The organism is Shewanella sp. SACH (genome assembly GCF_001887095.2).
In the GTDB taxonomy this organism is placed as follows: Bacteria; Pseudomonadota; Gammaproteobacteria; order Enterobacterales; family Shewanellaceae; genus Shewanella; species Shewanella baltica.
Genome location: NZ_MPDG02000007.1, coordinates 125110 through 139201, shown reverse-complemented (window position 1 = coordinate 139201; position 14092 = coordinate 125110). Strand labels below are relative to the sequence as shown.

7 protein-coding genes are annotated in these 14092 nt (G+C 49.1%); 5 read left to right on the top strand and 2 right to left on the bottom strand.

Annotated features, from left to right (window positions below; translation table 11 throughout):
- Positions 1 to 151 precede the first annotated feature (151 nt).
- The 5 genes from BM607_RS19625 to pbpC all read left to right on the top strand — a co-directional run bounded on the left by BM607_RS19625 (position 152) and on the right by pbpC (position 12522).
- The gene (locus BM607_RS19625) at positions 152 to 2548 is read left to right on the top strand and encodes a TonB-dependent receptor (protein ID WP_071940583.1); all 2397 of its coding nucleotides are present in this window, start codon (positions 152 to 154) and stop codon (positions 2546 to 2548) included.
- Between the two features lie 119 nt (positions 2549 to 2667).
- A complete protein-coding gene (locus tag BM607_RS19620) occupies positions 2668 to 3627 on the top strand; it encodes a carbohydrate kinase (protein ID WP_071940582.1) in 960 nt (319 codons plus the stop codon).
- 255 nt (positions 3628 to 3882) lie between these two features.
- Positions 3883 to 4416 carry a molybdopterin adenylyltransferase gene (gene mog, locus BM607_RS19615; protein WP_006083754.1) on the top strand — a complete coding sequence of 178 codons (534 nt, stop codon included), beginning with the start codon at positions 3883 to 3885 and terminating at the stop codon, positions 4414 to 4416.
- Positions 4417 to 4624: 208 nt separating this feature from the next.
- A complete protein-coding gene (locus BM607_RS19610) occupies positions 4625 to 10243 on the top strand; it encodes an alpha-2-macroglobulin (protein ID WP_071940581.1) in 5619 nt (1872 codons plus the stop codon).
- Positions 10240 to 12522 (top strand): penicillin-binding protein 1C, encoded by a 2283-nt coding sequence (gene pbpC / locus BM607_RS19605; protein WP_071940580.1) that lies wholly within the window; start codon positions 10240 to 10242, stop codon positions 12520 to 12522. The genes BM607_RS19610 and pbpC overlap by 4 nt, the downstream gene beginning before the upstream one ends.
- Positions 12523 to 12546: 24 nt before the next feature.
- Here the strand turns inward: pbpC and BM607_RS19600 are convergent, their stop codons facing one another.
- Together BM607_RS19600 and BM607_RS19595 are read right to left on the bottom strand one after the other, a co-directional pair.
- Positions 12547 to 12798, bottom strand: a complete 252-nt coding sequence (locus BM607_RS19600; RefSeq protein WP_006083751.1) for a hypothetical protein — start codon at positions 12796 to 12798, stop codon at positions 12547 to 12549.
- A 107-nt stretch (positions 12799 to 12905) separates the two neighbouring features.
- Positions 12906 to 14045 carry an ABC transporter permease gene (locus tag BM607_RS19595; protein ID WP_071940579.1) on the bottom strand — a complete coding sequence of 380 codons (1140 nt, stop codon included), beginning with the start codon at positions 14043 to 14045 and terminating at the stop codon, positions 12906 to 12908.
- Positions 14046 to 14092: the final 47 nt, after the last annotated feature.

Here is a 14092-nt window from a genome sequence, read left to right as displayed (position 1 = left end):
AACTTGTTAACTTAATCGATTAAGTTGATTCGGGGTTAAGTTCAATATGACCTTGAGCAATCACTAAGATGGTTCTTCGATTAATCACAATTCGGTAGCTGTAGCCATGGGGAGAGCGGGCTGCATCTCAAATATGGGTGGGGACATAAAAATGATAAAAAGCACATCACAGAAATTCTTGTTAAGTACATTGGCCGTGTTGGTGAGTTCTCACCTTTGGGCTGCCGACGCACCACAACAGGAAGAAGCCAAGAAAGACGCGTTAGGTTTAGAAAGAATTACCGTGACTGGGGTTGCCCGTGGCACTCGTGTTATGGACTCTAGTGTGTCAGTCAGCAGTGTGTCACTGGCTGAGCTTGAAGTGAGTACGCCACGTTCATCGGCCGAGGCATTTCGTATTATTCCGGGGATGAAGGTGGAGTCTACTGGCGGCGAAGGTAACGCTAACATTGCCGTGCGTGGTTTACCTGTGGCGTCTGGTGGTGCTAAGTTCCTGCAAATTCAAGAAGATGGTTTGCCAATCCTGCAGTTTGGCGATATCGCCTTCGGTAACGCAGACATCTTTTTACGCTTAGATTCAACAGTGCAAACCATTGAATCTATCCGTGGCGGCTCGGCATCGACTTCGGCCAGTAATGCCCCCGGCGGCATTATCAACGTGATCAGTAAAACCGGAACGTCGGATTCGGGCAGTGTGGCTACCACGCTAGGGCTGGATTACGATACCTTCCGTACCGACTTTGAATACGGCACTAGCATCAACGACAGCCTGCGTTTCCATGTGGGCGGTTTTGTGCGCACGGGCGAAGGCCCACGCGACGCTGGCTATAACGCCAACAAAGGCGGCCAGATCAAAGCTAACTTAACCAAAGAATTCGATAAAGGTTATGTTCGTCTGTATTTCAAACATTTAGATGATAAAAGCATTGGTTACTTACCTATGCCTATGTACTCAGATGGCAGTTCAATCCCAGGTTTTGATGCTAAATCCGATGCGATTCAATCCGCTTATTTCCAATCAACCTTGAGCTTAGGTGCCGATGGCGAACGTCGCCGTGGCGATATGCGCGATGGCATGAATCCTGTAGTTAATTCTGTCGGCTTAGAAGCCTCCTTCGATTTAGGTAACGATTGGCAGGTAGAAAACCGTTTCCGCTTCTCCGATGTGAGCGGTAACTTCATTGCGCCATTCCCAGCCGAAGTAGCCAACGGTAGCGACATCGCGACCAGTATTGCAGGCACTGGCGCTAAGTTGATTTACGCCAATGGACCTAATTCTGGTAGTCAGATGGACGGTTTAGCCATGCGTATCAATACCTTTGATGTGCAGATGAATGACTTTGGCTCAATCGTAAACGACTTCAAATTGACTAAAACCTTCGACGATACCAGCGTGACCTTAGGTTATTACAATGCGGTGCAAAACATCAGCATGACCTGGATGTGGAACTCTTATCTGATGGAAGTAAAAGGCGATAATGCCGCGCTATTAGATGTGGTTGCCGCCGATGGTACTGCGTATTCTGACAATGGCCTCTATGGTTATGGCGTACCTTACTGGGGAAATTGTTGCCAACGTAATTACGATACCGACTACACCATTAAAGCGCCTTACCTCGCGTTAGCCTCGAGTTTTGGTGACTTATCGCTCGATGCCAGTGTGCGTTATGACAGTGGTGATGCGAGCGGTAACTACGCCGGTAGCGTGCAATCGCAAGTGGATATGAATCTCGATGGGGTGATTTCAATCCCTGAGCAGAGCGTGTCTTCCATCGATAATGCGAATCCTCAGCCAGTGAACTACGATTGGAGCTACACCTCTTACTCATTAGGTGCTAACTATCAGTTTGCCAGTGACTTAGCTGCTTTTGCACGCTTGAGCCACGGTGGCCGCGCCAATGCCGACCGTCTGTTATTTGGTAAGGTGCGTGCCGATGGTTCAGTGGCGAAGGAAGATGCGGTTGATATCGTTGACCAGTATGAGTTAGGTGTTAAGTACCGTTACGATGATCTGTCTGTGTTCGCGACGGCGTTCTACTCTGAAACCGAAGAGCAAAACTTTGAAGCCACCAGCCAACGTTTCTTCGACCGTAAGTACAAAGCCAAAGGTATCGAAATCGAGTCGGCCTATTTTATCGGTGACTTCGACTTTAGAGGCAACCTGACCTGGACCGATGCTGAGATTGCTAAAGATGCATTAACGCCAGAAGTGGTGGGTAACACCCCAAGAAGACAGGCTGACTTCATCTACTCTTTGATGGGCCGTTACAACTTTGACCAAGGTTCAGTGGGCGTTAACTTAATCGGTACCACGGATTCTTATGCTCAAGATAATAACGACTTAAGTTTCGACGGCTACAACCAAGTAAATGCCTTTGCAACTTACAATCTGACCGAAGCCATGAGTGTGTCTTTAAACGTCAACAACTTGTTTAATGTCACGGGTATTACTGAAGCGGAAGAAGGCTCAATCCCTGATAACAATATTATCCGTGCCCGTACTATTAATGGCCGCACCACGAGTGCGACGCTTAAATACGAGTTCTAAGCGGATCTTGCTACAGAAACTGTTTTTACAGAAAAAATGTTAAGCCCAAAACAGCCCATGAAAGTGGGCTTTTTGCCTGCTACAGAATACAGAATATAGAAAACAAAGTTGGAGTGAAAATGACGGTATTACTCAGTTTCGGTGAGGTGTTAGTAGACTTACTGCCAACCGATGCCACGGGCAAGCATCATCAGCCGATTGCGGGTGGCGCGCCCGCCAATGTGGCCGTGGGTTACGCTAAACTCGGCGGTAAGAGTTACTTTGCCGGTGGCATCAGCGCCGACCATTATGGCGTTATGTTAAAGCAAGCCTTAGCGGATCAGGGTGTGGCGACCGATTATCTTGCCGAAGTGCCGGGCGCCGCTACCGCGACTGTGCTGGTGAATTTAGATGAACAGGGTGAGCGTGCCTTTGAGTTCAACCGAAATGGCACAGCCGATATGCGTTACAGCAATCAGCATTTTGACAATATCCCATGGCAGGGGATTGATATCTTTCACCTTTGCTCGAATACCTTTACTGAAACTGCCATTTTTAACACTAGCCTTTATGGCGCGCGTTGTGCCAATGCATTCGCGACTTTAGTGAGTTTCGATGTGAACCTGCGTTTATCCCTGTGGCAGGATACGTCCTTGCTGGCCGAGCGGGTTGAGCAGTGTTTTCGCTACACTCAAGTGCTGAAAATGAGCCGCGAAGAAGCGGACTATTTAGCATTAGCGCGGGAAAAGAGCTTTGAAGATTATCTGCAGTTCTGCCTCGCCCAAGGGGTTGAGGTGATTTTGGTTACCGATGGTGCCAATCCAGTGCAATGCATCACAGAGCAGCAAAGGTTTAGCATACCCGTTCCTAAAATCTCAGCCGTCGATACCACGGCCGCGGGCGACAGTTTTATCTCAGGCTTCCTGTTCGCCTTAGGCTTAGAGCTGGAATACGATTTAGGCAATTTGACCTTGAAACAAAGGCTCGAAAGCAAAGCGCACTTAGAGGCGGCGGTGGTGTTTGCAACTCGCTGCGGCGCGATTACCTGCGGACAAAAGGGCGCGTTTCCCTCCTTACCTACGTTGGCGCAGGTTAGCTAAACCTGCCTGTATTAACGATAAAATCCAAGGCGAGCCTGTTGAGTTGACCTTGGATTTTTTGCCTTTTAGATTTTCCACTCGTCATTTTTCAATAGCATAGCGCGAACCCAATCACGTTTTAGTCGCCCCCTTTTCCGAGCATTTATGCTATTTTAGCTGCGACTTAAGGTCGAAGCTGCAGCGGCTTCTTCCATGCTAGATGTCGACATTTTTTATTTCGGCAGGGTTTTATTTCAACATCATTGGGGATTTCCTATGAGCAAAGCAAAAATCGGTATTGTGACGGTAAGCGATCGCGCCAGCGCGGGGATTTATGAAGATATATCAGGCAAGGCGATTATCGACACGCTCAACGACTACCTCACCAGCGAGTGGGAGCCGATTTATCAAGTGATCCCCGATGAACAGGATGTGATTGAAGCGACGCTGATCAAAATGGCTGACGAGCAGGATTGCTGTTTAATTGTCACCACGGGTGGCACAGGACCTGCGAAACGCGATGTTACCCCAGAAGCCACTGAAGCCGTCTGTGATCGCATGATGCCAGGCTTTGGCGAGTTGATGCGCGCCGAGTCATTGAAATTTGTCCCCACTGCCATTTTATCGCGCCAAACCGCAGGTCTACGGGGGGATTCGTTGATCGTGAACTTGCCCGGTAAGCCAAAATCGATTCGCGAATGTTTAGATGCCGTGTTCCCCGCCATTCCGTACTGTATCGACTTAATGGAAGGCCCGTATTTAGAGTGCAACGAAGCCGTGATCAAGCCATTCAGGCCTAAGGCTAAGTAATATATTGAGATGTTAGGTTAAACTTGGTTGCTGCCAGTCTAGGCAGACGCTGCGGCGGAGCTGTGGATGGAAATACATAGCCCACGCAAAATCGTCTATGGGTTGTAACATCTAGCCCCATTCGCCTCGGTTGATGTGGGTATTTATTTAATTTGTATTGGTCATACTGCCATTGGATGCATCCGCGGGGATGTAGGAGAAATTAGGGATGAAGACTCTGTTAGCAAATATTTTTGGTCATTGGCAATCACCACCTTGGATGCGCTGGTGCAAAGCTCATCCAGGCAAAAGTATCGGTAGCCTATTAGCCCTATTATTCGTTGCAGCAGGCCTATGGAAGGCGTGGGATTGGTATCAGCATTTACCTAAACCACAAACAGTGCAGTCTAGAATATTTGCGCCGTCATTGACTAATTACGAGGCAGAGACGACTCAGGTTGCACCGCTTGTCGTTCGTTTTAGCGATTCAGTTGCCCCCCTAGATAACATAGGCAAACCCTTGAATAAGGGCGTTCATTTGAGCCCCGCTATTGCAGGTCAATGGCGCTGGGCGAGCGATAAACATCTACAGTTTCAACCTGATGGTGACTGGCCAGTGGATCAAGCCTACGATCTCACACTGGATAGTGACACATTATTAGCCAGTCATATTCTACTGGATAAGTATCGCCTCGAGTTTAAGACCGCTCCCTTCAGCGCCAATATTAGCGATGCCCGCCTTTACCATGATCCGAATCAGCCCAATATTCAAAAGGTTGTCGCAACCGTTCATTTTAGTCATCCCGTCGCTACACAAACCGTTAAGCCAGCTTTGTCTGTACTGTTAAGCCCAGGTTTAACCTATAGCCAAGACAGTGATTATGAGCTGACCTTCGATGATAAACACCTCAATGCCTATATTCATTCGGCGCCTTTAGCGACGCCATTGGAACCGAGCTCGGTTAAGTTAGAACTGAGTAAAGGGATTAAAGCGGCAACTGGCGGGAATGCGGCCGCAGAAGGCAGTACGCAGGTTAGTGTGCCGGGACGTTATCAGTTGAGTTTTTCCGCAGCGCAAATTGGTTTCGCCTATAACGATAAGGAAGAACCTGAGCCTGTACTGACCATGGAGAGTTCTCGTCCCGTGGGAGATGAGGCACTTAAAGGCAAGGTCGAAGCTTGGTTGTTGCCCCAGAAAGATCCCCAAGGGAATACGTACTGGAATACTCAAAATGTCACTGACTCAGTGTTGCTTGCAGCACCGAAAGTGTCATTGAGTCAAAACCCTGGAGCGGAAGGCCTTAATCAGTTACATAGCTTTAAATTTAAAGCACCTGTGGGGCGTTATCTTGCCATTAAAGTGGCTAAGCATGTGGAAGGTCAGGGTGGCTATTTGTCCCGTGATGCCGCTTTTTCCGTGGTGCGTATGCCGGAATATCCCAAGGCGCTTTCGTTCCTCGGCGAGGGCGCGCTACTAACGTTAAATGATGATCAACGTTTAGGTTATCTAGTGAGAGGTGTTGCAGATGTCAGGATTGAGGTCGCTCAACTGTTGCCCGATCAACTTCATCAGCTGGTGGACCAGAATTCGGGTATTTTCACGGCCCAGTACTTTAACAATGCCGCCTTCGATCGACTGGTGACGCGCACTGAAATAACCCAAAGCTTTGCATCGACGGATCCCGCTAAAACCTCCTATGGTCAGGTGGACCTTAAATCCTACTTCGCGGATAAGCGCGGCATTTTTGTGCTTAAGTTAACGCCAGCCGAAGAGAATAATTACGGTACCTTCGACGATTATCCACGTGAGGCCCATGATTTACGTTTTGTGGTAGTCACTGATCTGGGGATTTTGGCTAAGCGCAGTGTCGACGGCAGTTTGGATATATTTGTGCAGTCATTATCCAAGGGCTTAGCGATTACCGATGCCAAGGTGGAAGTGGTTGGACGTAACGGTCTGCCAGTGGCGCAAGGACTTACTGATCCACAAGGCCATGTGCATTTACCTCAGTTGGGTGAATTGCGTCGTGAAAAGACGCCGCTTTTCTATCGGGTAGAAAAAGCCGGAGATGTGTCTTTCTTGCCGATAGGCGATTGGCACCGTCAGCTCGATATGTCCCGTTTTGATATTGGCGGTAGCTACGAGAGTGAAGATCCTAATACGCTAAGTGCGTATCTCTTTACTGACCGCGGGTTATATCGCCCAGGTGAAACGGCCCATGTGGCGAGTTTAGTCAGGAGCCAGAGTTGGGCAGCCTCTTTTAAGGGCTTGCCGGTCAAAATGGTGGTGACAGATCCGCGTGGCATTAATGTATTAGATCGCACATTTAATTTAGACACGAGCGGTTTTAATAGTTTGGACTTTAGCAGTACCGAGGCCGCAGTGGCTGGTGAGTACACTGCCAGCTTATCTTTAATCCGCGATAAACATCGTTTGACTCGTTTGGGTGAGGTGAGCTTTAAAGTTCGCGATTTTGAACCTGATCGTATCAAGGTCAGAGTAACCCTAGGGGCGACGGATGGCGGCACTGGTTTAGGGTGGTTAAAACCTGCGGACGTGTCGGCTAAGGTTCAGGCCGAGCAGCTGTTTGGTGGACCTGCGGGTGATCGACGCGTGACGGGTGAAATTGTACTGTCGCCCACGGATATTAGTTTTAAGCAATGGCCAGGTTATTACTTTGGTGTGTTAGGTGAGTTGAAAGAATCCTTCCGTGAGACCTTAGCGGAAGTGAACACCAATGAAGAAGGCGTTGCAGGGCTGAATCTCGCCTTAGATCGTTTCGGACAGACGACGTTCAAGTTGCATCTGCTTGCAAAAGTGTATGAGGCAGGATCCGGTAGAGGTGTGAGTGCTCAAGATCAGGCACTGGTCTCGAGCGCCGATATGCTACTGGGTTATAAAGCCGATGGTGATTTGGGCTTTATTAGCAAAGGGGGAGAGCGGCATCTTAAGCTAGTGACTGTGGGTCAAGATTTACAACCTCGAGCCGTACAACTTAAGGCTGAACGCATTGCTCGACGTTGGGTCTCTGTGTTGGTGAAGCAAAATGATGGCACGTATCGTTATGAGTCACGTCGTAAAGATACGCTATTGGAAAGCACTGATTTACAGCTTGAGCAGGGTCAACTCGATTTGTCTCTCGATACGCGTGAGTCTGGTGATTACCGATTAAGGATCATCGATGCCGAAGGGCGCCAGCTTAACCAAATTGACTATAGTGTTGCGGGTCAGGGAAATGCGAGTCGTGCCTTAGAGCGTAATGCTGAACTTCAACTCAAGTTAGACAAAGATGAGTACCAACCCGGCGAGACGATCAAACTCGCGATTCAAGCGCCTTACACTGGTGCGGGTTTGATCACCATTGAGCGAGATAAAGTTTATGCATTTAAATGGTTTAAAGCAGATAGCAGTCGCTCGGTGCAATCGATCCAATTGCCAAAGGGGATAGAAGGCAATGCCTATGTGAATGTGCAGTTCTTGCGCGCGCCAGACTCAGATGAGATTTTTATGAGTCCTTTATCCTATGCGGTGAAACCCTTTAAGATAGATTTAGGCGAGCGTCGTCAGCCCTTATCGTTAAGCCTGCCAGAGCAGATGAAGCCGGGTAATGATCTAAAGATTGGCTTGAACTTGTCTACAGCCTCAAAAGTCGTGGTCTTTGGGGTGGATGAAGGCATATTACAAGTCGCCCGTTATCAAACTCCCGATCCGTTAGGACACTTCTTTGCTAAAAAGGCGTTGACGGTAAACTCGAGCCAAATCTTAGACTTGTTATTACCAGATCTTAACGTGTTAATGCGTTATGCCGCACCCGGTGGCGATGCCGAAGCTTTGCTCGCTGCAAATTTGAATCCGTTTAAGCGTAAACGTGCATCGCCAGTCGTATATTGGTCTGGACTACAGGAGCTCAGCGCCGGTGAACAGCAGTTTAATTACAGTGTTCCCGATACGTTTAATGGAAAGATTCATTTCTTTGCCGTCAGTGTAACTGACAGCAATATGGGTGTTGCCGAAGCTTCTGTTCACGTGAAGGCGCCAGTGGTGATGAGTCCAAATGTGCCCGCGTTTTTGGCTCCAGGTGATGAGGCCGAAATCACGCTTGGACTCTACAACACTGAGCCTACATCTACCCATGTCCAAGTGGCTTTATCTTTGGAGGGTGGATTGACCCAGCTAGAGGGTGCTGAGCAATCGTTTGATATTCTACCGGGACAAGAGGCGACGGCGCGTTTCAAACTCAAGGCGATTGAGCCTCTGGGAGAGGCGAAGTTGCATTGGACGCTCAAAGGTGAACAAGGAGATTTCCAGATTGGAGAGAGTATTTCAATCCGGCCTCTAACCACGAATCGCGTGCAGTTGCAGACGGCAGTGTTAGAGAGTGCAGAGAAGCAATTATCGCTGGAACGTAAGCTATTTGAGCCTTTTAGCCGCAAAGAGGCGGGACTTCAAAGTAGCCCCTTGGTCTGGGCGCAGGGATTAAGTGCTTATCTCGATAGTTATCCCCATGCCTGTACCGAACAACTGGTATCTAAATCTGTTCCGGCCCTGATATTGGTAAAACCGCAGGAGAATTTACCCGCCTTTAATCAACTGATTGCTCAGCTCCGTAGCCGCCAGAACAGTGAAGGTGCCTTCGGTCTATGGGCGGCAAATCCCGTTGTCGAACCTATGGTATCCCTGTATGTCGTGGATATGCTATTGGACGCCAAAGGTAATGGCTATGCTGTGCCGCAGGACATGCTAGAGAGAGCTAATGGCTATTTATCTGTGCTGAGCAGTGGCCCGAGTAGTGGTTTGAGCGAGTTGCGTCAGCGCGCCTACGGCACTTATCTCTTGGCTCGCCAAGGTGTGCAGGTCAGCGGTGCTCTGGCTGATATTCGCGATCGATTACAGCGTTATTATCCTAAAGGTTGGCAGTCTGATATTGCGAGTGCTTGGCTAGCGGCGAGTTTTACACTCATGCAGCAACAGTCGCTGGCGAAGCCGTTATGGGAAGCACAAACATGGGAATTAATGCAGAAAACGCCGAAGCGTTTCGATCTATATTTAGATCCTTTGGTTCATGATGCTCAATTGCTAACCCTAGTAGCCCGCCACGCACCAGAACGCCTTGAGAAGCTACCCGAGGGATTGTTAGAACGTGTGGGTAACTGGCTATCGGCACAACGTTATACTTCTCTATCTGCAGGAACCTTAGTACGAGCACTGGCGGCTTATGATCAGCAAGCAAGCAGTGGTGAGTTGACGTTAACCGCTCAAGTGGCGGACAAGTGGCTGCTGCAAACCTTGCCCAAGACTGAGTTGCCGTTTACTACTGATAAGGTCAAAGTCCAAAAGACGGGTGCTGCCGATGCTTTCTACATGTTGATGGAAGCGGGGTTTGATAAGCAGCCCGTTGCCGCTTTCAGTCACGGTTTAGAAGTGAGTCGCGATTATCTCGATCTTAAGGGCGAGCCGCTTAAGGGATTGAAAGTCGGAGAGGAGTTCTTAGTTCGATTGCGACTGCGGGCGACGTCGCTCGAGCAGCTGGAACAAGTCGTTGTTATCGATCTGCTCCCAGGTGGTGTTGAGCCAGTATATAGAGACAAAGGTGAAGAATTCAGTGGTTGGCAGCCACCAATAGGCGTTGGCGAACGGAGTGATTGGTCACCTTCTTGGCTCAATGTCCGTGAGGATAGAGTCGTATTGTATGGTACGGCTAGCCGTGATGTGGGCACCTTTACTTACAAAGCACGCGCAACCAATGTTGGCCATTTCCAAGTGCCAGCTGCCTATGCTGAAGGGCTGTATGATCCTCTGCAACAAGCACTGGGGGCGGGCAGTGAATTAGTGATCTCTGCTCCATGAGATCCGTTTATCTAGCCTTAGTCGCCCTAGCCGTTATATTGCTAGGGCTTAGACTTTGGCCTGCGCAGCCATTGAGTCAACTGATGCCTAGTTCACGTGAGGTGTTGGCTGCCGATGGCTCTTTAATGCGCCTGACCTTAGCCACTGATGGCCAATATCGACTCTGGCAAGATTTAGAGGATATCTCCCCCATCATGATTAAGGTCATGCTGTTAAAGGAAGATCGCTATTTCTATTATCACCCAGGTGTTAATCTAGTCGCATTAGTACGTGCCATATTAGCCACTTATGTTGGCGGTGATCGTCAAGGTGCCTCGACTCTGACTATGCAGTTAGTTCGTCGAGTCTATGCCATTAACAGTCGCACTGTGTCGGGCAAATTAGAGCAGATCTTGGCGGCATTCTGGTTAGAGGCTCGTTATAGCAAGCATGAGCTATTAGAGGCTTATCTTAACCTCGCTCCCATGGGGGGCAATATTGAAGGGGTTGGTGCTGCAAGTCAGATTTATTTCCATAAAATCGCGGGTGAGTTGTCTTTGAGCGAAGCCTTGAGCCTAGCGGTTATGCCTCAGAGTCCGGCGCGTCGGGCTCGATTTCAGGCAGACTTTCAAGCGGCAAGGGATAGGCTGGCGCTATTTTGGCAGCAGACCTATCCAGATGATCCTCGCAATCAAGGCTTGCTGGTGTTGACGGCTCTAGGGGCTGAACGCAACGAGCTGCCTTTTAAGGCGCCCCATTTTACGCGTCGACAACTACGCCAAGACGCGACGGTTATTCACACGACAATAGAGCCTAAGTTACAAACGCTGCTGGAACTGCGAATTCGTCAGTATGTTGCGGGTAAGCGCCATTTAGGCGTGAATAATGCCACAGCGCTATTGATCGATACCCGTGATCAGGCGATTAAGGCTTGGGTAGGGTCAGCTGATTTTTTCAATCCCATGATTTATGGTCAAGTTGATGGTGTCGTCGCCCGTAGATCTCCTGGTTCGACTCTGAAACCCTTTCTGTATGCCTTAGGGTTAGATCAAGGGATTATTCATCCCCAAAGTATCATTAAAGATGCGCCTACCGCTTTTGGGAGTTTTGAACCGGAGAATTTCGACCATCGCTTCACGGGCCCTATTAGTGCCCATGATGCTTTGATCAAGAGCCGCAATCTGCCTGCAGTGTGGCTGGCAGGGCAGTTGACTCGTCCTAATTTGTACGGCTTTTTACGACAAGCCCAGATACTTGGTCTAAGGGGAGAAAGCCATTATGGGCTAGCACTTGCCTTAGGGGGGGGCGAGCTGACTATGATGGAACTTGGCAGACTCTACCTAATGCTAGCGAGTGAGGGACGTTATTATCCCTTACGGGAGAGGACAGATCAGCCCATTAATCCGCCGAGCACTCAGTTATTGAGTCAAGCTGCGAGCTTTCTTGTGTTGGATATGCTTAAAGACAATCCGCGCGCCGATGGTTTACCTAAGCAGGGCTGGCGTGTGGCTTGGAAGACGGGCACCTCTTGGGGATTCCATGATGCTTGGAGCGCTGGCGTCGCTGGCCCCTATGTATTGGTGGTCTGGGTAGGGAATTTCGATGCAACGCCGAATGCCGCTTTTATTGGTGCTGAAATTGCTGGGCCATTATTTTTTAGCATCAGTGATGCTTTGCAGGCAAGTCTGCCGAGTACCGCCGATAAAGCCTTAGCTCAACCCAGTACAGTGAAAAAAGTGAACATTTGCGCCGAATCAGGTGAGTTGCCTAACCTGTGGTGCCCTAAAGTGGTTGAGGGTTGGTTTATTCCCGGCGTCTCTCCCGTCAAAGTGTCTACGCTACATCGTCCTGTTTGGGTTGATAATCAAACGGGTATGGCTGTGTGCCCACCCTATGATACTCAAACCCAGCACCAAGAAGTCTTCGCGTTCTGGCCTTCGGACATGGCGAGTTTATTTGAGCAGGCGGGGCTACCGCGCAAGTTGGCGCCACAGTTGCCCGAATCGTGTCGTAACACTATTCAGCTCACTAGCATAGATCCTGTTATTCGCTCCCCCCTGAGAAATGTCACTTATAGCTTGAGGCAAAGTCATTTAAATGAACATATTGCATTGAAGGCCGATGCCGCATCCGACGCGAGTATGTTGTACTGGTTTGTTGGGCGGGATCTCATCGGCCAAAGCTTACCGAAACAGACCTTAGAGTGGCGGCCCTTGACGGCGGGTGACTATAAGTTATCTGTCACTGACGACAAGGGGCGTAGTGCGAGTTTGAATCTTAATGTCAGCATCTTGCAGTAACCCTAATGGTTTTAGGCCTGACTCTTATTTTAACGCGCTAATCTGTTGCTTTAGCTCGTACTCTGGCTCTGTCACTATTTTTTCAAGCACTTGCACTCGCTCGATTAGCGCTTGGTTTTGTAGGCTGAGTTGAGTCACTTTATCCTTAAGGTGGCTATCGTCTGTGGCGCCTACTCCAAGTTGGCGCGCCTTTAGATAATGCTTAAACATTTCAGTGGCACTGATTCCTATGATGAAGGTGACCATAATCACCATTAAGACATATTCGTTTTCCATAACAAACTCCCATTACTGTTGAGGTTTTCAACTTGGGAACGACAGGATAGTCGTTCCCAAGTTTGTCGGTTAAAGTTTATTGCCCCAAGTTTATCAATCGAAGCATCCTACAAACCGAAGATCACTTTTTCACTCTTGAGCGACCTTTCCATGCCAAAGGCGAGTAGTACCGCGATGGCGAGCGTGCCTAAGGTCGAAACCAGTAACTGCAACATGGGCAAGTCTTTACCTTTGATAAAGTCCATTAATGCCTGTTGCTGACCCGAGACCGGCAGCCACTGCAGCATATCTGGCGCTATGTTGTAGCTGGCGGCCATCGACAAGGCTAAGGGCACAAACAGCACCATGGTTAGGTAGGACTGGGCTTCCTTAAAGGTTTTCGCCATGAAAGACACAAACAGTTGCAGGCAAGCGGCCATTAACGCAACCGGGATACCGACCACTAACATCAGCGCCATAAATTCTGTGGTGATGTTGACGCTAAAGCCCAGCTCTTGCCAAGGTACAAAGGTGTAGGCGACTTTAGATACCAGCAAAATCAGCACTAAGCCTAAGAGGGCAAACAGACTCACAGCGATGATTTTCGACAGCACTAACTGGCGTGTGGTCAATGGATGACTGAGTAACAGAGCTAGCGAGTTACGTTCGCGCTCACCCGCGCTGGTGTCTATGGCGAGGTTCATGCCCGAGATAAACACTGAGTAAATTATAGTGAAAATCGCGATACCTAAGATCATCCCGCCCTTAGAGTCTGTAGTCGCTTGGTCGTGGACACTGACCTTCAGTGGCTGCATCACGCGGGGATCGATACCGCGGGCAATCAACCGTAGGCTGCCCATTTCTGTGCTGTAGGACTGCAGTTGCTTCTCGAGTCTGCGAATCGAGTTTTGCAGTTTTTCATCGGAATTATCGGCAACAATCGTGATCTCGGCGCCTTTGCCTTGATTCATCTGCGCGGCATAGTCGGGGCTGATGATAAGCTCTATGGCTTTAAGCTCACTGTCCTTCACTTCACCGCTGCTGATGCCTTTATTCGATAAAAAGCGCACTAAATCCGGTGCTTTATCGGGATTGGTAATTGTGATTTTTAGATCATCTGGACTCGTCAGCTGACCAATTAACACCATAAACAGGCCGCACATGATCAGCGGCGTGCCGATCGCGTAATAAAGCCCCGCCATCACAGAGCGCTTATCGCGGGCGGCATCGATGAGTTCTTTACGAACCATAGCCATTATTTTATTCATGCTGTCATTCCTTTAACCATGTTCTTAAATGCCACGCTTTTACATAT